Genomic DNA, 20564 nt, shown 5'->3' with positions numbered 1-20564 from the left:
CGCAGACGACGGTGCTCGCGGCCGACATGGGCAACTTCTGGAACTTTTCGCAGACCGCCGATCTCCTGTCCCGCAGCTTTGTGCAGCAGTCGATCGTGGCGATCGCCCTTCTCGGCCTTATCGGCGGGCTACTCGGGCCGATGATCGTCGCGCGTCAGATGAGTTTTGCGGTGCACGGTGCGGCGGAACTGTCGTTCACCGGCGCGGCGGCGGCGCTCCTCGCTGGGGTGAGCGTGAATGTCGGCGGCGTGATCGGCGCGGTCTTGGCCGCCGCGGTTTTTGGGTTGCTGGGCAACCGGGCGCGCGAACGCGATTCGGTAATCGGTGTCGTCATGGCCTTCGGCCTGGGCTTGGGCGTCCTGTTCCTGAGTTTGTACGGCCGGGTCGGCACGGGTTTTGCCCTGTTGACCGGTCAGATCGTTAGCGTCAGTCATGGCGGACTGATCGCCGTTGCGCTTACGGCGTTGGTGATTGTGGTGGTGTACGCGATTATCTACCGCCCGTTGATGTTCGCCAGCTTGGATCCACGCGTTGCGGCTGCGTCGGGGGTACCGGTGCGCGCACTGTCGATCATCTTCGCCATTCTGGTTGGCCTGGCGGCGGCACAGGGCGTGCAGATCATCGGCGCCCTGCTGGTGATGAGTTTGCTGATTACGCCCGCGGCCGCCGCGGTGCGGGTCACCGCAAACCCGACAACGGTATTGATCTTGTCGATCGTGTTCGCTGAGATCGCCGCAATCGGCGGCTACATCCTCTCCTTGGCGCCGGAACTGCCGGTGTCGGTGATGGTCACGTCAACTTCGTTCGCGATCTACGTGGTGTGCCGTGCGTTCGGTATGCGGGCTCGGGACTGAGTCCGGAGCCCTGCGACCTTCCGACGCTGCCGGGCTCGAATGTCCCTGGCACTATTGAAGGTATGCCGGTCAACATCCCGCGAGACCTTCCCGCCCGAGCGATCCTCGAGGACGAGGGCATCTTTGTCATGTCCGACGAGCGCGCACGCACTCAGGACATCCGGCCCATGCGCATTGCCATCCTGAATCTGATGCCGACGAAGGAAGCCACCGAGACCCAACTGCTGCGGGTGCTGGGCAGCACTCCCCTGCAGGTGGAAGTGACCCTGCTGCACATGGCGAGCCACTCCTCACGCAACACCCCGCCCGAGCATCTCGAAGCTTTCTACACCACGTTCGCCGACGTCGAGGACCAGTACTTCGACGGCGTGATCATCACCGGTGCGCCCATCGAACTGCTGAAGTTCGAGGACGTCGACTACTGGCCCGAGATGGTGCAAATCTTGGACTGGACGCGCGAGCACGTCTACTCGACCCTGCACATCTGTTGGGGCGCGCAAGCCGCGCTCTACCACCATCACGGTGTGCAGAAGTACGAGTTGCCGAGCAAGCTGTCGGGGATTTTCGAGCACCGGGTGGTGCGACCGGAGTCGGCACTGCTGCGCGGTCTCGACGATTCGCTGACCGTCCCGCAGTCGCGCCACACGGGCGTTCACGCTGCCGACCTTGAGTCCGCAGGCACCGTCGAGGTCCTCGCCGTGGGCGACGACGCCGGGGTGCTGCTGGCGACCACCCCGGATCTGCGCCAAGTGTTCATCACCGGACATCCCGAATACGACCGCGACACGCTTGACCGCGAGTACAAGCGCGACGCCGAGGCCGGGCTGTCACCGGCGCTACCTGAGAACTACTACCCGGATGACGACCCGTCCCGCGAACCCGCCGTCACCTGGCGCAGTTACGGTGTCATGCTGTACGCCAACTGGCTCAACCACTGCGTGTACCAGCAGGTTCCGTTCGAGCAGTCGCACCCACTCCGATAACCGCGGACGGTGGCGGTCTACCTATTCTTCCGGCATCCCGGGGTTACAGCGCGAAGCGATCATTTCTTCGGGGGTAACGACGGGACGGTTGGGTTCCAGATTCCAGGTGGGCTTATTTGGTTCAACGAGACGGGCAAACGTCCAGTGGCAGTCGAACTGAGCCTTCATCCCGGGAGTGTCGGCGCCCGGGTCTAATGCCAGGACTTCCCGCCACGCTTCAGTCCCCGCGGTCGGTGACTGCACCCTGCGTCCGTTGGTGGTCGGCGCAATCTGCAGACTTGGTCCGACCGCCGTATCGGCCCACGTCGCCGATGCGATGTACGGCGGCGGCAGAACCTCATTCGGACCCGTCGACGACGTGAGCGTCACGGGTGAGGTCACCGGGACGGGAGCGGACGACGACGTCGAATCCGAGGCAGTTTCGTCCGAACTCGAGCAGGCCGACAGTATGAGGGCGGTAATACCGACGATGACTGCGCCGACCACCCGTCGCGTCATTCCGAGACCGTCACTGATTCGTGCGGGGCCACCGTCACGCGTTCCCACGCTTCACGACGCGGTCCGTGCGGGTCCACTTCGAGGCGCGGCGGGTCGTCGAGGATCATCACGTTCCGCTGCTCGCGGGTGTAAACAGGCCAATCAAGTGCAGGCTTTCCGGTGCGCGCGAACCACGACCACCGCGATTGCATGAGGGCGGTGATGCGTTTGGTCTCGCCCCAACTGCCGGCGGCTGCCAGGGGCGCACCAATTGCGTCGCGGTAGGTACCGAACACGGCCAATAGTTCCGTTGCGTGCGTGGCACCGATCCCACTGAGGTTGAGCAACTTCGGCGCGTAGTCGTAGCGGTACACGTACGTCGGTGCGTGCTCGCTGTGGTAGCCGGCAAATCGAATAGTGGGGGTCCAGAACGTGGCGTCAGCCGCAATCAGGACTGCCCGGCGCTTACTCGGATAGAGCTTCTGGAGTTCTTCGACATCCGCCGAGGCACCCAGTTCCACGAAGGCCTGTTCGCGATCGGGCAGGATGTCCCAGAATCGGGCAAAAAGTTCACCCTCGTCTTTGTTGTTGCCGATGATTGTCGGCACCGAGAAGGTGTTGCCATCGCGGGCGGCGTCGAGCGGGTTTTGCGGCAGGTAATCGCCATCAATGACCGGCGCAAACGGGATCGGGTCGGTGAGACGAGCACCGCGGGTAAACCCGAGAAGCTTGTTTCCAATGCGCAGCAATTCGCTGGGACTCGCGCTGTCCACAATGCGAGCCACATACTCGGGATCGAGCGGTTCTTCGGTCCGTTCGGGGCCCCTGCGCCGGGTCGGATCCACGAGCAGCCGCACATACTCGTCGGCGAAAATCTGCGCATTCTCCTTCGTCACCACGAGGTCCGGGGCCGGACTCTGCGAGATGGCACCGGAGAACAGACCTTCTGCGGCGGGCGTCGACAGCAGGGTGAGGACGGCTGAGCCGCCAGCGCTCTCACCGAACACGGTGATCCGTTCGGGATCACCACCGAAAGCGGAAATGTTGCGCTTGACCCACTCGAGTCCGGCAACCATGTCCCGGAGACCGGGGTTGGAATCGAAGACTCGCTCGTCAGTGGAGTAGTCACTCAAATCGAGGAACCCGAACGGGCCAAACCGGTAGTTCACGGTCACGATGATGACGTCGCGGGCGCGGGCCAGGAACGAACCGTCGTAGATCGGCGTTGACGTGCCACCCAAGATGTACGCGCCGCCGTAGTTGAACACCATCACCGGTCGCGGCGTTGCCGAGACGGTAGACGGGGCAAACACGTTGAGCGTCAAGCAGTCTTCGCTGCGCGGCTGGAAACCCGCACCGCGCGCGGTGAAGACCTTTTCTTGCATCGGCGCCGGACCGTACGCGTAGCACTCACGCACGCCAGGCCACGGGGTGACCGGCCGCGGCGCGCGCCACCGGAATTTGCCGACGGGCGGCTCAGCGAAAGGGATTCCCCGCCACGAAATAGTGCCGCGGCGCGCGCCCCGGCCTCGCTTGCCGTCGACGACGCCGTCATAGGTCTCGACGAGAGTGTCCATAACTGCCATGAACCGACCCTAGTGCAGTCGGGTAACTAGCAGTGCAGTGGTGTGGCTCGCGGTGCAGTGGTGTGACTAGCATCGAAGCGTGGCACTCGAAATCGACCTCAACGCTGACTTAGGCGAAGGTGTCGGCGACGACGACGCCATGCTTTCCCTGGTTACCAGCGCGAACATCTCCTGCGGATTTCACGCTGGTACTCCCCGAGTCCTGCACGAAACGTGTCGCAGCGCGGTCGCGGCCGACGTGCGGATCGGCGCTCAGGTGTCGTACCCAGACCTCGCCGGCTTCGGGCGACGACCCATGGACATCGAGCCTGCCGATCTCACCGCCGACATCCTGTACCAGGTCGGCGCGCTGACTACCCTCGCTCAATCCGTGGGCGGCACAGTGCGATACCTGAAACCCCACGGCGCGCTGTACAACACCGTCGTCCACAACGAACGGCAGGCCGCCGCAGTCGTCGCCGCCGCCGTAGCGGTGCGACTGCCCCTGATGTGTCTGCCCGGATCCGTCGTTGAGTCCCTTGCACGGGAGGCCGACCTACCGGTCATCACCGAGGCCTTCGCCGACCGTAGCTACACCGCCGAGGGCACCTTGGTTCCCCGCACTCATCCGGGTGCCGTCCTGACCGATCCGCAGGTCGTGGCCGCGCGGGTGGTAAACCTCGTCGAGACCGGACGCATCATTGCGATCGACGGCAGCGAAGTCACTGTTGTCGCCGATTCGGTCTGTCTGCACGGCGACACGACCGGCGCCGTAGCCCACGCCCGCCGCGTCCGGGAAGCACTGGCCGCAGCTGGGGTGCGTGTTCGACCGTACGGTTCATGACCGGCCGCGAGGCCCTTCGTTCGGAGACGGCGCGCGGAACCCTCGCAGGCTTCACGGCCTACGGCGTGTGGGGACTGTTTCCCCTGCTCTTTGCGGCCATGGTGCCAGCAGGGCCGTGGGAAATTCTCGCGCACCGCATCCTGTGGACGTTGCTGCTGTGCGGGGTCCTCCTGACCCTCATGCGCGACTGGTCGTGGATTCTGCCGCTACGACGTCAGCCCAGACTCCTTGCCGGGGTGACTGCGGCGGCCTTCCTGATTGCCACCAACTGGGTGGTGTACGTGGCTGCGGTGACATCCGGCAACACCAGCGACGCCGCCCTCGGCTACTTTCTGAATCCACTGGCGACGGTAGCGCTCGGGGTGGTCGTCGTGCATGAACGACTCCGGCCTCTGCAGTGGACCGCGGTGGCAGTCGGAGCCGTAGCCGCCATCTATCTGGCGGTGGTGGCTGGCGAGTTTCCGGCCACCGCATTGGTTCTTGCGGTGTCGTTCGCGCTCTACGGACTGGTCAAGAACAAAGTCGGCGTTGCACTACCCGCCCTGCACAGCTTGTCGTTGGAGACCGCGATTCTGTCGCCGGTAGCGGCGATCATTCTGGTGATCGTTGCCTTTACTCCCGCGGGCATGACTTTCGGCACGGGTATTGGGCACACCGGACTTCTGGTCTTTTCCGGTGTCGCCACCGCCATTCCCCTGCTGCTGTTCGCGGCAGCGGCCCGTCGAATCCCTCTTGTGACCATCAGATTGATCCAATTCATCACGCCGATTCTGCAACTGCTGTGCGCGGTGCTACTACTTGGCGAGCAACTACCCACCCAACGCTGGATTGGCTTCGGGATCGTCTGGGTGGCGCTGATCCTGCTCGCCACGGACAGCGTCCTTAAAGTTTGGTCGACTCGGTCTTCTTCGACTCCGGGGTGATCATCGCAACGGTATCGGCCGTCCATCGGCGCGCCGATCCGACGACCTCACGCAGGGCTTCCGCGGTCTTCTGACCGACCGTGGGCGGGCGCGGACCGTCGAACGCCCGCTGATAGCCCGGATGCAGTTCCACGGTCAAGAAGGCGATCGCGACGGCGAGGACAACGCCGAGCAGCGCAAGGCCGCCGACCGCACCGCTCACGGCTAGTTCCACTGAGAGAAAGCGGGTCGACAGGAGTACGCCACTAAACGCTGTGGCGCCGAAGGCAATGACTCCGGCGCGATGCCACGACCATCCCAGTTCCGGTCGGGTGAGTGCTGCTTCCAGGGTGAGGGTGAAGATGATGCCTGCGAGGATGTCGATGCCGTAATGGAAACCGAAGCCGAGAGTGGCCCCGGTGGTGCAGACCAGCCAGAGGGTGCCGAAGATCTTCGACACGGTGGATCCGCGCCAGCCGTGAATCAAGATGCACGTCGCCCATGCGGTGTGCAGACTCGGCATGCAGTTGCGAGCCACCGCTTGCGCGAACGGGGCCGATTCGGGGTCCCCGATGATCGGCAAGTGCAACGGCCACACGTCTTGCCATCCGGCACCGGCCAACTCATGCCCAAAGGCGTAGGTGGGCCCGACGACGGGGAACACAAAGTAGACGAGTGGGCCGATCATGCCGATCAGCAAGAAGGTCCGAATGATGTGATGGCGGGGGAAGCCGTCACGCGCACTATTGCGGAGTTGGAAGAACGCGATGATGGCCGCACCGACCGGCAGGTACACGTAAACCTTGCTGAAAATCTCGGTGAGGATCGGGCTTTCGCTGACCACCGATCCGACCGCCCACGCCGGACTACCGAGCGCGCGGTCGGCCATTTCAACAAACTCATCAAGCACGGACGGATTCGCACGACTCGACAGCACCAACCACACATCGCCAACGCGGCCCATCACGATCAAGAGCAGTCCCAGCCCCGCGGCTTTCAGGGTGCTTGCTTGCTCAGGCCCGCGCAGTCGCCACGCCGCGTATGCGGCAGTGCCCACCAGCGTGAACAGGATCCCGTTGCCAACCGTCAGTTCGTTGCCGGCAAACAGTCGCTGTGCGTTCCACAGGAGTTCAATCGCGGCCGCAACACCGATCACCGGCAACCGCAGGCGCGACGGCAAGCACACCAGAGCTAGGAGCAACCCCGCAATCTTGATCTCACCGATCTGTGCACGACCAACAAAGTCCGTCGCCAGCAACTCAAACGGGCCGGTGATGTCGTTAGCGACCGCAATGGCGTTGCTGATCAGGGCAAAGGTAAACAAAAACCCGATGGCAGCAATCCAGGCACCGCGGGTGAACTCGATACGGCGCCCCTGCCGCATCTGTGTACCCAACGAACGCAGGGTTGTTCCACCAAACATTCATTACACGTTAGTTAACAGACCCTGAACGCCAACAATCAGTCACCGTTCATTGTCACCAATTCGATGCCTCCCTGTGCTCTGATGCACAGGTCACCCGGAACTACGCGAGCCGACGTTGGCGGGCAAACTCCGAAAGAACCACACCGGCCGCCACGGACGCATTCAGGCTTTCGACCTTGCTGGCGATCGGGATCGACAGAATCGAATCGCAGTTCTCTCGCACCAGACGCGAGAGTCCCTTACCTTCCGAACCGACCACAATGACGACCGGTCCGGTGCCGTCGTAGGTGTCGAGCGAGACATCGCCGCCCGCGTCGAGGCCGACAATCTGGGCGCCGTGCTTGGCCCAGTCGAGCAGCGTCCGGTTCAAGTTTGCGGTGGTCGCGACGGGCAGTCGTGCCGCCGCGCCAGCGCTGGTACGCCAGGCGACAGCCGTCATGCCAGCGCTGCGACGCTGCGGGATCAGCACGCCGTGGCCGCCGAAGGCCGCGACACTGCGGATCACCGCACCCAAGTTGCGAGGGTCGGTGATGTTGTCGAGCGCCACCAGCAGCGGTGCGTTGTGCGACGCCAGGGCGTCGGCCATCAGATCACTCGGGTGCGCGTACTGGTACTCCGGCACCTGCAGGGCAATGCCCTGGTGGAGGCCGTTGGGCGACATGCGGTCGAGTTCGGGCTTACCGACTTCCAGGATCGAGATCCCGCGGTCGCCAGCGGTCTGCACCGCTTCTTTCACTCGCTCGTCCGCGTTGATGGTGGTCATCACGTACAGCGCGGTGGCAGGCACCTCGGCGCGCAGACATTCGACGACCGGGTTGCGTCCAACGACATACTCCGGGCCGCCCTCTTCGGACTTGCGGTGGGTGCGGGCGCGACCGGTGGAGGCCTTCGCCGCTGCCTTCGCCTTCTTGTGGGCCGCGTGGTACGTGCGGTCCTCTGCCTTGGGGGTGGCGCCGCGCGCTTCCAGACCGCGACGGCGCTGACCGCCGGAGCCGACCGTCTGCCCCTTCTTGGTTCCGGACTTGCGGACCGCGCCGCGACGCTGGGAGTTGCCAGCCATCTACTGTTCCTTTGATTTGAGCGCCCATGCGGCGCCGTCTGGAGTGTCGGTGACTTCGATGCCCGCGGTAGCGAGGCGATCTCGGACCTCGTCTGCGACGGCCCAGTCTTTGGCGGCGCGTGCCTGCGCTCGCCGCTCCAATTCTGCCTTGATGAGGACATCGAGCGCAGCGTGAGCGTCGTCATCGTCACTGTCGGTGACCCAGTGCGGGTCGAGAGGGTCGGTACCGAGGATGCCGGTCATGGCTCGCACCTGCGCGGCGATTGACCGCGCCCGTTCACCGTCCCCGGCTTCCAACGCCGTGTTGCCCTCGCGGACCGCGTTGTGAACGGCCGCCAGTCCCGCGGGCACACCGAGATCGTCGTTCAGCGCCGCGGCGAACTCGTCGGTCACCTCACCGACCGGGACATCACCGACACGGTCGACGACGCGGTGCACAAACGACTCGATGCGCCGGTAACCCGCGGCGGCCTCCACGAGCGCGCCGTCGGAGTATTCGAGCATGGACCGGTAATGCGCGCTCCCGAGGTAGTACCGCAGTTCCACGGCACGGACCTTTTTCAGCATTTCCGGAATCGCGACCACGTTGCCGAGCGACTTGCTCATCTTTTCGCCACTCATGGTGACCCAGCCGTTGTGCAGCCAGTACTGCGCAAAGCCGTCGCCCGCGCCGTGGCTTTGAGCGATCTCATTTTCGTGATGCGGGAAAATGAGGTCCATGCCGCCGCAGTGGATGTCGAACTCGGGGCCGAGAAGCGAGGTGGCCATGGCCGAGCACTCCAGGTGCCAGCCGGGGCGGCCATGACCCCACGGCGTCGGCCACGACGGCTCGTCGGGCTTGGCTGCCTTCCAGAGGGTGAAGTCGCGGGGGTCGCGCTTGCCGGTGCCAGCGCTTTCGCCCTGGTGCACGTCTTCGAGTTTGTGCCCGGACAGGCTGCCGTATTCGGGAAGGCTGCGAACATCGAAGTAGACGTTGCCGTCGGACGAGTAGGCGTGGCCACGCTCAATGAGCCGCTCCATGTACGTCACCATTTGGGTGACGAAGCCGGTCGCACGCGGTTCCGCCGACGGAGGCAGGACGCCGAGCGCGTCGTAGGCGCGAGTGAAGGCGCGTTCGTGGGTGGCTGCCCACTCCCACCACGGACGGCCAGCGTCGGCCGCCTTGTGAAGGATTTTGTCGTCAATATCGGTCACGTTGCGAATAAAAAGGACGTCGAGCCCACGATAGGCAAGCCAGCGTCGCAGCACGTCAAAGGCGATTCCACTGCGCACATGACCAATGTGGGGAACGCCCTGGACGGTGGCACCGCAGAGGTATACCGAGGCGGTTCCTTCGCGCAGCGGAACGAAGTCGCGAACCTCGCGGGTGGCCGAGTCGTACAGGCGTAGAGTCACGGCCTGCAATTCTACTTCAGCGCGAGGAGTGCTGTGGCCACCGCCGCGATCCCCTCGCCCCGGCCGGTCAATCCAAGTCCGTCACTGGTGGTTCCAGACACCGAGACCGGGGCCCCCAGGAGGTCGCCGAGCACCTCCTGGGCTTGCGCTCGCCGAGGCCCAATCTTGGGTCGGTTACCGATAATTTGGACGGCCGCATTGACCGGGGTGAAGCCCTCGGCGTCAATGAGTTGGCAGACGTGGGCCAGCATGGTGGCACCGGTGACGCCGTGCCATTCGGGGCGGCCCACCCCAAACACGGCACCGATGTCGCCGAGGCCGGCTGCCGAGAGCAGTGCATCGCACAGCGCATGGATCCCAACATCACCGTCGGAGTGCCCCGAGCAGCCATCGGCGTCGTCGAAGAGTAGGCCGACCATCCAACAGTCGCGGCCAGGTTCGATGGGGTGGACGTCGGTACCGATTCCCACGCGCATGTTCACTCCTGACATTTCGTCGGCTGCTTTCTACTGCCCGGGTTACTGACGGGGTTTCGCTAACTGGATTGACGGTCGGCCACCAGGAGCCGAGCCAGTCGCAGGTCGAACGGGGTGGTGACCTTGAAGGCCATCGCATCGCCGGGCACTACCGTGACGGCGACACCCTCGGCCTCGACGAGACCGGCATCGTCGGTGGCGTCACCTTGCCCGCTGTGCGCTTGACGCAAAACATCCGCCGCGAATCCCTGCGGCGTTTGCACTGCCCGCAATTCGTCACGATCAGCGGTCCCCAAGACCGCGCCCGTCGCGTCGACGCGTTTAAGCGTGTCGACTACGCGCAGTCCCGGCACCACCGCCCGGGCACCGTCACGGAGGGCCGTCACCACCGAAGCGAACAGTTCCGGCGGAGTCAAAGCCCGAGCCGCGTCGTGCACCAAAACAAATGCGGCGTCGGGTGCGGCGGCGAGACCGGCACGCACCGAATCGCTCCGTTCGGCACCGCCGGGAACGACGATCGCGTCGGGCACAAGGGCGGCTGCCCTCTCGATGAGTTCAGTCGGTGCGGCGACCACAATCTGGTCGACCACACCAGACCGACGAGCCGCGTCGGCACTGAGTTCCAGCAGGGTGACTCCGTCGATTTCGACGAAGGCCTTCGGGACGGCCTCGCCGAGGCGAGTCCCCATCCCTGCAGCTGGAATCAATGCGACGACGCGGCCGCGGTTGTCTATCAGAACGTCAGATACCGATCAGGATGCTTCGGCGAGGATCTCGTCGAGCATGGTGTCGGCCTTCTCGTCGTCCGTGTGCTGTGCCAGTGACAGCTCGTCCACCAGCACTCGGCGAGCACGCGTCAACATGCGCTTCTCGCCTGCCGAGAGTCCCCGATCCTGTTCACGACGCCAGAGGTCGCGAACAATTTCGGCGACCTTGATGATGTCGCCGGAATTCAGCTTTTCCTGGTTGGCCTTGAACCGACGCGCCCAGTTGGTCGGTTCTTCGGTATGCGGTGCCCGCAAGATCTGGAAAACCTCATCGAGGCCTTCCTCACCAACAACGTCGCGAACTCCCACGTACTCGAGCTTGCTCGACGGAATCTGAACCGTCATGTCGCCGTCTGCAACCTTGAGTACCAGGTACTCAACTTCGTTACCCTTGATGGTCCGTACGACGATGTCTTCGACATGAGCAGCACCGTGATGGGGATAAACAACGGTGTCGCCAACTTTGAAATTCAATGTCCACTACCCCTTTCGAATGTAATCAGTCTAACACGCGGAGCACGACTACCTCCGCCAACGATGCAGGTCAACCCACACGTTGGCAGGTGGGCGGCACTATTTACCGCTGTTTACCTACCGTCGAATCGAGCCTTACCGGACCTTGGCACAAGGTCTCAGCGCTAAGATCATCGAAGCAATCCGTGACCCGGGGGAACATTTCCGGGACCCGGCAACTACGCTGCGTAGTGAGAGTTCGCGATTATCCGCGGACAACGCGACGATCACCCCGGAGGAAATGGTGTCAGTGCTTAATCGGTCCACCCACCGTCTGGCTTCGGCCGCTGCAGTCGGCGCGCTCGGAATCGCGATCGCCTTGGGCACCACGGCGTGCGGATCGGGAGAGATCTCGCAGACTGCAAACCAGGAGCCTGCCGTCAACGGCGCAAGCGGCACCATCGTTTTGAGCCCGTCGGACTTCAACGGCGAAGAGATGCAGAACGGCGTCATCGCAATCCGCAATGCGCACGTGATTTACCCGGTCGCCAAGGCCGACAAGATCTTTGGCGACGGCGGCCCGTTCAAGATTGCCTTCAACGTTGCGAACGACAGCCCGACGCGAGTGATCACCCTCGACAGCATCACCACCCCGACCGGCAACATCAAGATCGGGACCGCGAACAACGGCAAGATCAACCCCTCTCAGGGACTGTTGGCTGGCGAGACGGCCATCGCCGACACCGCGACCGACGCTGAGCGCGCTGCCGCCACCACCCGACTGGATGTGGAGCTGACCAACGCGGGCACGACCGTCGCCGCTGGCCTCACAATCCCGTTGACCTTCAACTTCACCGTCTACGATCTGGCGGGCAAGACGAAGGTCGAATCGGTTTCGACAACGATCGCGACCCCGGTCGACGCTGGCCCCAACCTGGATCGCCAGGACGAGGTCCGCGACATCTCCGGCCACTGAGCCAGACCCCAAAATAGCTAGCAGCGATGCCCCGGCCACACGGCCGGGGCATCGCTTTTATTGCCTCCCGGTCCGCGCAACCCGAAGTGCCCAAGAATACTTGTCAGACCGCCCGCCTACAGTGAACGCATGGCAAAGGCGAAGGCGGTATTCCGATGCACCGGGTGCGGGCATCAGGTGCCCAAATGGGTTGGTCAGTGCCCCAGCTGCCGCGAGTGGGGGACTATTTCCGAGTCCGCCCCCGCAGCGGCTGCCGTTCGCGCGGGAACTACCTCGGTCGTCCCGTCGAGCCCGGCGGTACGCATCACCGAAGTCGCCTCGAATTCGGCGACGTCGGTCCCAACCGGCATCGGTGAATTCGACCGTGTCCTCGGCCGCGGGGTGGTGCCGGGTTCGGTCATCTTGCTCGCCGGCGAGCCCGGTGTCGGCAAGTCGACGCTGCTGCTCGAGACCGTGAAACATTGGGCCACGCAAGGCAAGACGGCCCTGTACGTGACCGGCGAGGAGTCCGCTGGCCAGGTCCGGTTGCGGGCCGAACGGACCGATGCCGTTAACGAGAATATCTACCTGGCGTCCGAAACCGATCTCGCGACAGTTCTCGGTCACGTAGAGGCCGTCTCCCCCACCCTCCTGATCGTCGACTCTGTCCAGACCATGGTCGCCTCGGGAACCGACGGGGTCACGGGCGGTGTCACACAGATCCGTGCGGTCACCACCGCGCTGGTATCTCTGGCGAAAACGAGCGGTATCGCTGTCATTCTGGTTGGTCATGTCACCAAAGACGGCAACGTCGCCGGGCCTCGCTCTTTAGAACACCTGGTCGACGTCGTGCTGTCGTTCGAGGGCGATCGTCATTCGTCCCTCCGCATGATCCGCGGCATCAAGAACCGCTTTGGCCCCTCCGACGAAGTCGGCTGCTTTGAACAGCGATCCGACGGCATTCACGAGGTCAGCGACCCGTCAGGCATCTTTGTGCACCACCACGAATCAGATGTTCCCGGTAGCGCAGCACTGGTGGCAATGGATGGGCGGCGGGCCATGGTCGGCCAGATTCAAGCCCTGCTCAACGACACCAAAATGACCTCACCCCGGCGTGCCGTGTCCGGCCTGGATTCGGCGCGGGTGGCAATGATGCTGGCCGTCGCCGAGAAGCACGCCGCAGTCCGCGGCAGCGACAAGGAAGTGTACGTCTCCACCGTCGGCGGCATGAAGGTGACCGAACCGGCCGCCGACCTAGCCATCTTCTTGGCTTTGTACTCCTCGCAACACGACAAAGTGGTGCCGTCGACAACCGTCGCCATCGGCGAGGTCGGCCTGGCTGGCGAGGTACGCCGAGTGTCGTCGGTGGCGCGTCGCGTGTCCGAAGCCAAGCGACTCGGTTTCACCCATGTCATCATCCCGGCTGGCTCCACCGACGAGGACATGCCTCGCGGTGTCCGGATTAGCCGAGTGAACAATCTCCTGGAGGCAAGCGCGGCCGCAGTTTCGCGAATGGGCCTGGTCGACGCCCCGTTTTAGCTGATTTGGTGACCGCTTGAGCAGATTTGGCTGTCGCGTTAGCAGATTTGGCTACAGCGTTCCGTGAACCGCTTTGTCTAGGTAGCCAGCAAAGTGCTTCTGCAGGTCGATGGTGATGAAGACGGCGTGTGCGGCCGCGACCGGCTCGTTCGGGTCACCGAGGTGCGCGATGGCCCGGGTGTACACCTTGCGCCGGACGCCGCCCAGGATTTCTCCCTCAAAATGCACGGTGCTTCCGAGTGGGATGGGCTTGGCGTAGTCGATCTCCAAGTGCCCGGTCACGACCGGCTTTCGTACCAACAGCGGTGACGTGCCCATCACTTCATCGAAAGCCGCGGACAAAATGCCCCCGTGAATCACGCCCGGGCCACCCTGCATCCAGTCGACAACCTGCAACTTCCCGCGGACGGTGGTTCCCTCGCCCGCATACACGTGCAACCGCAAGCCGACGGGGGTTTCATCGCCGCAGCCGAAGCACATGCTGTGATGCAGGCCGATGCGTTCACCGGGCGGCGTGGCCTTCGGGTCGCGGGTCAGCGGCTCCATGTCCGCAGGCAGCACAAATGAGGTCTTCACGTACGGCTACCCTAGTGCAGGTGGACGAAATCCTTATGCACGATTCCAGCCGGGGTGAGCAAATTCGCTCGGCACTGCGCAGGGTAGCGCCCGGCACGGGCCTCCGAGATGGCCTGGAACGTATCCTCCGTGGCGGCACCGGTGCCCTCATCGTTCTTGGGTACGACGACGACACCGAACGCATTTGTGACGGCGGGTTTCACCTGGACGTCGAGTTCGCGCCGACGCGTCTGCGCGAGTTGGCGAAGATGGACGGTGCCGTCGTGCTGTCCGACGACGGTAAGCGCATCGTGCGTGCCAACGTGCAGTTGGTCCCGGACCCGACGATCCCCACCGAGGAATCCGGCACCCGTCACCGAGCCGCCGAACGTACCGCCATCCAGACCGGGGTTCCGGTCATTTCGGTGAGCTCGTCGATGTCTATCGTCAGCGTGTACGTCGCTGGTCGCCGACGCGTCGTGGAGAACCCGGACGCAATTCTGTCGCGCGCCAACGTCGCCTTGGCGACGTTGGAACGGTACAAGCTGCGTCTGGACGAAGTCAGCAGCCAGCTGTCGCGCGCGGAGATCGAAGATTACGTGCTGCTGCGCGATGCCATGAGCGCCGCGCAACGCATGGAGATGGTGCGCCGGGTGTCCGTCGAGATCGACGAGTACGTCCTGGAGTTGGGCGTTAACGGTCGTCAGGTTTCGCTGCAGTTGGAAGAGCTCATCAGCGACAACGACACCATGCGTGAACTCCTGGTCCGCGACTATCACGCCAGCCCGGAGCCCGCGAACACCGAGCAGGTGCGGCAGATCATCGAGGCTGTCGAATCCCTTTCGGACGCAGATCTTTTGGACCTCACGATGGTTGCTGGTGCGTTCGGTTACCCCACTTCTCTTGAGGCCCAAGACACCGCGATGAGCCCGCGCGGCTACCGTCTGCTGGCCCGCATTTCGCGGCTGCAGTTCGGTCACATCGACCGCCTCGTTCGCCACTTCGGGACCTTGCAGTCACTCCTCGCCAGCAGCGCCGCCGACCTGCAGTCCGTCGAAGGCATCGGCAGCATCTGGGCCCGCCATATTCGCGAAGGACTCTCACGCTTGGCCGAGAGCAGCCTCGAGCGTTTCGACTAGCAAGCCACTAGCGCCGACTCGGTTGGTCCGGGTTTTCCGCCCGGCAAAAGAATTGCTCCGTACTTTGCGCCCAAAACAGGGGCACAAAGTACGGAGCAAAGAGTTCAGCGGTTTACTACTGCTGCGCTGGCGCCTGTGCGGGCGGGACCACGTTGAAGGTGATGGGTGCCGATTCTCGTTCGCCGAGTTTGCCGGTGGCCTGGTAGGCACCAGCGGCGATCTGCACGCGCTTACGCTTGCAACCGGGACTGCTGGTGGTTCCCGACCAGGTGATGGTGTCGTTGACCTGCTGGCCAGGCTGCAGCGGTTGCACGTTCACGCTCTTGTCCGGAGCACAGTCTTGCGCCGACCACAGGACGCGCGCGCCATCCAACGTGCGGACGATGACGTTTTGAGCGGCCTTACCAATGTCGCGCGAGCAGGGCGCCAGTCCACCATTCGTAGTGACGATCGTGAAGATCGGCTGATCGCCGACGGTGTAGGTGGGCTTGTCGGTGTACAACACCACCGACAGGCTCTGATCCGCACACGGTTCCATTCCGGGGACACCCGGGGCGGGCTCGGCAGCCGGAGTCGCGGGCGACGACGGCGGCGCGCTCGGGTCGCCGCCAGCACCGTGCTCGCCGCCACCACTCGGGGCTTCGCTGCTGGGCGGCGCACTCGGCGTCGACGAAACAGGTGCGGGGGCAGGCGCGTTGGCCGATGCCGAGGTCTTTGCTGCCGCGTTCGCAGAGTCCGGCGTCGAACCGGATCCGCTGCTGAGCCACACGATCAACGAGATGACCGCAATGACCGCAACCGCAGCGCCCAGACCGGCGACGAGGCGACGTCGCCAATAAACCTCGGGTGGCAGGGGTCCTTGTGGGTCAATCACACTCGTAACGGTATCGCCGCGACCAGCGAAATAGACGAGCCTGCCTCGGCGTGTCGTAGATAAGATTCACAACCGGTGGAGTAACGGCCAGTCTTGACCTATCCAACCCCACCGACGTCAGTGTTCCCCACCGACGTCAGTGTTCACCGATATCGCCAATCACTTCGAGGAACTCCACCTGACCGTCTTCCAGGCGGTACGTCAGTCCCACGACTGCCAGCGTTCCAGCCTCGACGCGCTCGGCGATGATCCGACTGCGGTCCATCATCAAATGCATCGTCTCGGTGACGTGCCGGCCGACGAAGTCGTAGTACTCGGTGATGCCTTCAGCCCGTCCGGCGAGAATGCTCGGCATCACCTTTTCTACGATGGTGCGAACGTAGCCGTTGGGCAGGGTGTTCTTGTCGAGCGCTTCGAGGGTCGCACCGACGGCACCGCAACTGCTGTGGCCGAGCACCACGATCAGCGGGATGTCCAAAACGTCGGGGCCGAACTCGATGGTGCCGAGAACTGCTTCGTCGAGCACGTGACCTGCGGTGCGGACGACGAACATATCGCCGAGGCCCTGGTCGAAGATGATCTCGGCGGCCAGTCGGGAATCGCCGCACCCGAATAGCACGACGTGCGGGGTCTGCCCCTTCACCAGGCTCGCGCGTTGGTCACTACTCTGGTTTGGATGTATCGATTCCCCTTGGACGAAACGTTGGTTGCCATCTTTCATCACTCGCCACGCTTGGGCAGGGGTTAGATTTTCCATGAATTCGAGTATGCCACCGCACATTCTTTTGGAATGGTTTGGTACCTCACGGCGCGACCTTCCGTGGCGCGAACCGGACGTTTCCGGCTGGCAGATTCTGATCAGCGAAATCATGCTGCAGCAGACGCCGGTGGCCCGTGTCATCGAACCGTGGAACCGGTGGGTGGAGCGCTGGCCGGTTCCCTCGGCAATGGCCCGCGAAACCAGCGGCGAAGTGGTGCGGGCCTGGGGAAAGCTCGGCTATCCGCGACGTGCGATGCGCCTTCACGAATGTTCGCAGATCCTCGCCGCCGAACACCGCGACGTGGTTCCAGACGACGTCGAGACGCTCTTGGCATTGCCCGGTATCGGCGATTACACGGCACGTGCCGTCGCCTGTTTTGCGTACGGACAATCCGTACCCGTGGTCGATACCAATGTGCGGCGGGTCATCGCCCGCGCCATCCACGGTCGCGCCCAACCGGCCAACCCGTCAAAGCGCGATCTAGCCGATGCCGAAGCACTCCTACCCGAGGACGAAACGGCCCCCGAATTCTCTGCCGCGCTCATGGAGTTGGGGGCTCTGGTGTGTACCGCACGCAGTCCTGCCTGCGACGATTGTCCGCTGGTCGAGACGTGCCGTTGGGTGGCACTCGGCAAGCCCGCCTACGACGGACCTCCCCGCAGGACCCAGAAGTACGACGGCACCGACCGTCAGGCGCGGGGCCGTTTGCTTGACGTTCTGCGGGCGACAACCGGGCCCGTCGAACGGGCACGACTGGATTTGGCGTGGACATCTGATCCCGGCCAACGCGACCGCGCCCTCGACTCGCTACTGGTCGATGGGCTGGTCGAAGTTACCGACGACGGACTGTTTGCCTTAGCCGGGGAGGCTTGAGAGAAACGCTTCGACCGCCCCGCGATACACGTCGGGATGGTCGTCGTGGATCAAATGCCCCGCGCCTTCCACGCGCAAGTACTGCGACTGTTCGTATCGAGTTTGCTTGCCGCGCTGCGCCATCTGCGCCATCTGACCCTCCGGCGTCACCGTGAACTCGGCCTCCAGGAGTAGTGCGGGCACGTCCACCGCATCCCACTGCGGCCAAAAGTCGCGGGTCCCCCACTCTTCGGCGATCGCACCCCACACCGGGATGCTCCCGTGCAGGCGCCCGTCATCGAACGACTCGTAAAAGTACCGGCCAGCCACCTCACCAAACATGTCGACCGCGTGCTCAAGGTTGTCGAACCGATCGGGCCAACTGTTAAACCACGGCGCCCAGTCGCCGGTGGTGCGGCCGCGGAAGTCGGGGGCCATGTCTTCGACGACAATCGCCGAGACCAGTTCTGGATACTGCGACGCAGTGCACCAGGCGTGCAGCCCACCCATCGAATGCCCGATCAGGACCGCTGGGCCACGGTCGATCCACGTAATGAGTTCGGCAACGTCGGTGGCGAACCGTTCCGTTGCGATGTCCTCGTCGGTGGGCATTGGATCGTCGGCAAAAGCACCCTGATGATAGGCGGCGTCGAAGGTGAACACCCGGCCATAGCGTTTGAGCCACGGAATCTGCCGGTTCCAGGTGCGGCCGCGGCCCATGAGCCCGTGCAGGAGGACGATGGCACCGAAGCCCCCGTTGTCGCGCCCGCCATAGTCGAGGAGTCCATTCACGACTTCCGACCCTAATGGCCAAGACCGTTCGCACGTAGGGTGGATCGCATGGCAATTGTGAAGATTAATGCGATTTCGATTCCCGAAGGTGCCGGCGCCGAGTTGGAGAAGCGCTTTGCGGCGCGCGCAGGCGTCGTGGAAGGCGCCGAAGGATTCCTCGGCTTCCAGCTCCTGCGTCCCACCAAGGGCGAGGACCGCTATTTCGTCGTCACCCAGTGGGCCGACGAAGACAGCTACGACGCCTGGGCCAACGGCGATGCACGCGCAGCTCACAAGAGCGACCGCAAGCCCGTGGCCTCGGGTGCCAGCCTGCTGGAATTCGATGTCGTCATCGACGTCGCCCCCAAGGCGTGACGCTAGCCACAAGTTAGAACGTGTTCTAGTATCGAGGAAAAGGTTCCCCGATATCTAGGAGCACGCATGACCGACCCCATCGAAACCACCCAGCTCTACATCGGCGGAAAGTGGCAAGACCCGCATTCCACCGAGGTGTTGGAAGTGTTCTCGCCCGCGACGGGCGAGAAGGTGGGTTCGGTCCCTGTCGCTGACGCTACCGACGTCGACGCCGCTGTGCGCGCCGCTCGCGCATCGTTCGATTCGGGCGTATGGCGCAACACCCCTCCGGCGCAGCGAGCTGCGGTTCTTCGTCGTGCGGTCGAGTTGATCAACGAGCGCGGTGCTGAGATTGGGGCCCTCGTTTCGGCCGAAATGGGTGCCACCCCGGGCGACGTCGCCACCCTGCAGCAGCTCGCCGGAACCGGTGTTCTGAATGCCTACGCTGACGCCACCGATGCCTACGATTGGGAAGAGACCCGCAACGGTCTGTTCGGTGAAGCACTCGTGGTCCGCGAGCCGGTCGGCGTGGTCGGCGCGATCATCGCGTGGAACGTTCCTCTGTTCCTTTTCTGCAACAAGTTCGGGCCTGCTCTGGCCGCCGGTTGCTCAATTGTTCTCAAGCCCGCACCGGAGACCCCGCTCAACGCGAATGTCCTCGCCGAGATCTTCACCGAGGCGGGCGTGCCCGAGGGTGTTATCTCGATCGTTCCGGGCGGCATCGAGACCGGAAAGGCGCTCGTCGATCATCCGGACGTCGACAAGATCACCTTCACCGGTTCTACCGCTGCCGGCCGGGCAATCGCCGCTAGCTGTGGCGACCAGTTGAAGCGTTGCTCGCTGGAATTGGGCGGCAAGTCGGCTGCGATTGTCTTGGAAGATGCCGACATCGCCGCCAGCGCGCCAATGCTCGTCTTCTCCGGCATCCTCAACTCGGGTCAGGCATGCGTTGCCCAGACTCGCGTACTGGTCCCCCGCAGCAAGCAGGACGAGATCGTCGAAGCGATGGTCGCCGTTGCGTCGACCTTTGTTCCCGGCATCCCCACCGAACCCGGAACCACCATGGGGCCGATCATCACTTCAAAGCAGCATGAGAAGGTCACCGGCTACATCGCCAAGGGCAAAGAAGAGGGTGCGACCGCTGTCCTCGAAGTTCCGGCTCCGGCCGTCGGCACCGGCAACTTTGTTGGGCCGACTATTTTCACCGGCGTCACCAATGACATGACGATCGCCCGCGAGGAGATCTTTGGACCGGTTATCAGCGTCATCGCCTATGACGACCTCGATGAGGCGATCGCTATCGCCAACGATTCCGACTACGGCCTCGCTGGCTCGGTCTGGACCACCGATGTTCCCAAGGGCATCGAGATCGCGAAGCAGATCCGCACCGGCACGATGGGCATCAACTGGTACGCCATCGACCCGTCGTCGCCGTTCGGCGGCTACAAGAACTCGGGCATCGGTCGCGAGAACGGCCGCGAGGGCTTGGAAAGCTACCTCGAGCACAAGGCCATCCTGATGCCGATGGGCTACACCAGCAACTAGCTCAACCAAACTAGCGC

22 protein-coding genes are annotated in these 20564 nt (G+C 63.7%); 10 read left to right on the top strand and 12 right to left on the bottom strand.

The features are described from left to right. The first annotated feature begins 26 nt into the window (after positions 1-26). A complete protein-coding gene (locus AC1L34_RS16800; protein WP_424293314.1) occupies positions 27-854 on the top strand; it encodes a metal ABC transporter permease in 828 nt (275 codons plus the stop codon). A 62-nt stretch (positions 855-916) separates the two neighbouring features. Beyond that, entirely contained in the window at positions 917-1837 is a 921-nt protein-coding gene (locus tag AC1L34_RS16795) for a homoserine O-succinyltransferase (protein WP_480034956.1), read from the top strand. A gap of 21 nt (positions 1838-1858) precedes the next feature. On the opposite strand, the gene AC1L34_RS16790 is transcribed toward AC1L34_RS16795, so the two are convergent. After that, positions 1859-2335: a DUF2599 domain-containing protein gene (locus AC1L34_RS16790; protein ID WP_480034955.1), complete on the bottom strand. Its 477-nt coding sequence runs from the start codon at positions 2333-2335 to the stop codon at positions 1859-1861. After that, on the bottom strand, positions 2332-3900 hold the full coding sequence (locus AC1L34_RS16785; protein WP_424293310.1) for a carboxylesterase/lipase family protein: 1569 nt from the start codon (positions 3898-3900) through the stop codon (positions 2332-2334). The genes AC1L34_RS16790 and AC1L34_RS16785 overlap by 4 nt, the downstream gene beginning before the upstream one ends. A gap of 139 nt (positions 3901-4039) precedes the next feature. Here AC1L34_RS16785 and AC1L34_RS16780 point away from each other — a divergent pair, with 139 nt between their 5' ends. Together AC1L34_RS16780 and rarD are read left to right on the top strand one after the other, a co-directional pair. After that, complete coding sequence (locus tag AC1L34_RS16780; RefSeq protein WP_480035343.1) at positions 4040-4723, top strand: LamB/YcsF family protein; 684 nt, start codon at positions 4040-4042, stop codon at positions 4721-4723. After that, positions 4720-5646, top strand: coding sequence for an EamA family transporter RarD (rarD, locus tag AC1L34_RS16775; RefSeq protein WP_480034954.1), 927 nt, complete (start codon positions 4720-4722; stop codon positions 5644-5646). The genes AC1L34_RS16780 and rarD overlap by 4 nt, the downstream gene beginning before the upstream one ends. Here the strand turns inward: rarD and AC1L34_RS16770 are convergent. The 6 genes from AC1L34_RS16770 to AC1L34_RS16745 all read right to left on the bottom strand — a co-directional run bounded on the left by AC1L34_RS16770 (position 5606) and on the right by AC1L34_RS16745 (position 11223). Continuing rightward, positions 5606-7048, bottom strand: coding sequence for a phosphatase PAP2 family protein (locus AC1L34_RS16770; RefSeq protein WP_480034953.1), 1443 nt, complete (start codon positions 7046-7048; stop codon positions 5606-5608). The genes rarD and AC1L34_RS16770 overlap by 41 nt on opposite strands. A gap of 103 nt (positions 7049-7151) precedes the next feature. Then, positions 7152-8111 carry a 23S rRNA (guanosine(2251)-2'-O)-methyltransferase RlmB gene (gene rlmB, locus AC1L34_RS16765; RefSeq protein ID WP_424322735.1) on the bottom strand — a complete coding sequence of 320 codons (960 nt, stop codon included), beginning with the start codon at positions 8109-8111 and terminating at the stop codon, positions 7152-7154. Further along, a complete protein-coding gene (gene cysS / locus AC1L34_RS16760) occupies positions 8112-9506 on the bottom strand; it encodes a cysteine--tRNA ligase (protein ID WP_480034952.1) in 1395 nt (464 codons plus the stop codon). Between the two features lie 11 nt (positions 9507-9517). Next, a complete protein-coding gene (ispF, locus tag AC1L34_RS16755; protein ID WP_424295621.1) occupies positions 9518-9982 on the bottom strand; it encodes a 2-C-methyl-D-erythritol 2,4-cyclodiphosphate synthase in 465 nt (154 codons plus the stop codon). A gap of 59 nt (positions 9983-10041) precedes the next feature. Continuing rightward, positions 10042-10671: a 2-C-methyl-D-erythritol 4-phosphate cytidylyltransferase gene (gene ispD / locus AC1L34_RS16750; RefSeq protein WP_480034951.1), complete on the bottom strand. Its 630-nt coding sequence runs from the start codon at positions 10669-10671 to the stop codon at positions 10042-10044. A 63-nt stretch (positions 10672-10734) separates the two neighbouring features. Next, positions 10735-11223: a CarD family transcriptional regulator gene (locus AC1L34_RS16745; protein WP_424295619.1), complete on the bottom strand. Its 489-nt coding sequence runs from the start codon at positions 11221-11223 to the stop codon at positions 10735-10737. A gap of 280 nt (positions 11224-11503) precedes the next feature. Here AC1L34_RS16745 and AC1L34_RS16740 point away from each other — a divergent pair, with 280 nt between their 5' ends. Together AC1L34_RS16740 and radA are read left to right on the top strand one after the other, a co-directional pair. Beyond that, entirely contained in the window at positions 11504-12178 is a 675-nt protein-coding gene (locus AC1L34_RS16740; RefSeq protein WP_424295617.1) for a copper chaperone PCu(A)C domain-containing protein, read from the top strand. A gap of 129 nt (positions 12179-12307) precedes the next feature. Next, complete coding sequence (gene radA / locus AC1L34_RS16735; protein WP_424295615.1) at positions 12308-13696, top strand: DNA repair protein RadA; 1389 nt, start codon at positions 12308-12310, stop codon at positions 13694-13696. A gap of 51 nt (positions 13697-13747) precedes the next feature. Here the strand turns inward: radA and AC1L34_RS16730 are convergent, their stop codons facing one another. After that, positions 13748-14272: a PaaI family thioesterase gene (locus tag AC1L34_RS16730; RefSeq protein WP_424295612.1), complete on the bottom strand. Its 525-nt coding sequence runs from the start codon at positions 14270-14272 to the stop codon at positions 13748-13750. A gap of 35 nt (positions 14273-14307) precedes the next feature. Here AC1L34_RS16730 and disA point away from each other — a divergent pair, with 35 nt between their 5' ends. Then, complete coding sequence (disA, locus tag AC1L34_RS16725; protein ID WP_424295630.1) at positions 14308-15390, top strand: DNA integrity scanning diadenylate cyclase DisA; 1083 nt, start codon at positions 14308-14310, stop codon at positions 15388-15390. A gap of 115 nt (positions 15391-15505) precedes the next feature. On the opposite strand, the gene AC1L34_RS16720 is transcribed toward disA, so the two are convergent. Next, the gene (locus AC1L34_RS16720; RefSeq protein ID WP_424322736.1) at positions 15506-16264 is read right to left on the bottom strand and encodes a hypothetical protein; all 759 of its coding nucleotides are present in this window, start codon (positions 16262-16264) and stop codon (positions 15506-15508) included. A 136-nt stretch (positions 16265-16400) separates the two neighbouring features. Further along, entirely contained in the window at positions 16401-17021 is a 621-nt protein-coding gene (locus tag AC1L34_RS16715) for a carbonic anhydrase (protein ID WP_424297394.1), read from the bottom strand. On the opposite strand from AC1L34_RS16715, the gene AC1L34_RS16710 reads away from it, so the two are divergent. Next, positions 17020-17898 carry an HhH-GPD family protein gene (locus AC1L34_RS16710; protein WP_424297396.1) on the top strand — a complete coding sequence of 293 codons (879 nt, stop codon included), beginning with the start codon at positions 17020-17022 and terminating at the stop codon, positions 17896-17898. The genes AC1L34_RS16715 and AC1L34_RS16710 overlap by 2 nt on opposite strands. On the opposite strand, the gene AC1L34_RS16705 is transcribed toward AC1L34_RS16710, so the two are convergent. Further along, positions 17881-18669 (bottom strand): alpha/beta fold hydrolase, encoded by a 789-nt coding sequence (locus AC1L34_RS16705; protein WP_424297398.1) that lies wholly within the window; start codon positions 18667-18669, stop codon positions 17881-17883. The genes AC1L34_RS16710 and AC1L34_RS16705 overlap by 18 nt on opposite strands. A gap of 48 nt (positions 18670-18717) precedes the next feature. Here AC1L34_RS16705 and AC1L34_RS16700 point away from each other — a divergent pair, with 48 nt between their 5' ends. Together AC1L34_RS16700 and AC1L34_RS16695 are read left to right on the top strand one after the other, a co-directional pair. Next, entirely contained in the window at positions 18718-19023 is a 306-nt protein-coding gene (locus AC1L34_RS16700; RefSeq protein WP_424297400.1) for an antibiotic biosynthesis monooxygenase family protein, read from the top strand. A gap of 66 nt (positions 19024-19089) precedes the next feature. Beyond that, positions 19090-20547 (top strand): aldehyde dehydrogenase, encoded by a 1458-nt coding sequence (locus tag AC1L34_RS16695; RefSeq protein ID WP_480034950.1) that lies wholly within the window; start codon positions 19090-19092, stop codon positions 20545-20547. The last annotated feature ends 17 nt before the right edge of the window (positions 20548-20564 follow it).

Source organism: Gordonia sp. 34D (assembly GCF_056682775.1).
Note: the sequence above shows the minus strand (reverse complement) of the source record. Positions and strands in the feature narration are given on the sequence as shown.

What these genes read in the sequence shown, in the direction of transcription:
- disA (WP_424295630.1), top strand. Translation starts at nt 14,308, where the DNA reads ATGCACGATTCCAGCCGGGGTGAGCAAATTCGCTCGGCACTGCGCAGG.
- AC1L34_RS16780 (WP_480035343.1), top strand. Translation starts at nt 4,040, where the DNA reads ATGCTTTCCCTGGTTACCAGCGCGAACATCTCCTGCGGATTTCACGCT.
- ispF (WP_424295621.1), bottom strand. Translation starts at nt 9,982, where the DNA reads ATGCGCGTGGGAATCGGTACCGACGTCCACCCCATCGAACCTGGCCGC.
- AC1L34_RS16695 (WP_480034950.1), top strand. Translation starts at nt 19,090, where the DNA reads ATGACCGACCCCATCGAAACCACCCAGCTCTACATCGGCGGAAAGTGG.
- AC1L34_RS16790 (WP_480034955.1), bottom strand. Translation starts at nt 2,335, where the DNA reads ATGACGCGACGGGTGGTCGGCGCAGTCATCGTCGGTATTACCGCCCTC.
- ispD (WP_480034951.1), bottom strand. Translation starts at nt 10,671, where the DNA reads ATGGGGACTCGCCTCGGCGAGGCCGTCCCGAAGGCCTTCGTCGAAATC.
- AC1L34_RS16800 (WP_424293314.1), top strand. Translation starts at nt 27, where the DNA reads ATGGGCAACTTCTGGAACTTTTCGCAGACCGCCGATCTCCTGTCCCGC.
- AC1L34_RS16795 (WP_480034956.1), top strand. Translation starts at nt 917, where the DNA reads ATGCCGGTCAACATCCCGCGAGACCTTCCCGCCCGAGCGATCCTCGAG.
- rlmB (WP_424322735.1), bottom strand. Translation starts at nt 8,111, where the DNA reads ATGGCTGGCAACTCCCAGCGTCGCGGCGCGGTCCGCAAGTCCGGAACC.
- AC1L34_RS16770 (WP_480034953.1), bottom strand. Translation starts at nt 7,048, where the DNA reads ATGTTTGGTGGAACAACCCTGCGTTCGTTGGGTACACAGATGCGGCAG.
- AC1L34_RS16785 (WP_424293310.1), bottom strand. Translation starts at nt 3,900, where the DNA reads ATGGCAGTTATGGACACTCTCGTCGAGACCTATGACGGCGTCGTCGAC.
- rarD (WP_480034954.1), top strand. Translation starts at nt 4,720, where the DNA reads ATGACCGGCCGCGAGGCCCTTCGTTCGGAGACGGCGCGCGGAACCCTC.
- AC1L34_RS16715 (WP_424297394.1), bottom strand. Translation starts at nt 17,021, where the DNA reads ATGGAAAATCTAACCCCTGCCCAAGCGTGGCGAGTGATGAAAGATGGC.
- AC1L34_RS16710 (WP_424297396.1), top strand. Translation starts at nt 17,020, where the DNA reads ATGAATTCGAGTATGCCACCGCACATTCTTTTGGAATGGTTTGGTACC.
- AC1L34_RS16700 (WP_424297400.1), top strand. Translation starts at nt 18,718, where the DNA reads ATGGCAATTGTGAAGATTAATGCGATTTCGATTCCCGAAGGTGCCGGC.
- AC1L34_RS16740 (WP_424295617.1), top strand. Translation starts at nt 11,504, where the DNA reads ATGGTGTCAGTGCTTAATCGGTCCACCCACCGTCTGGCTTCGGCCGCT.
- radA (WP_424295615.1), top strand. Translation starts at nt 12,308, where the DNA reads ATGGCAAAGGCGAAGGCGGTATTCCGATGCACCGGGTGCGGGCATCAG.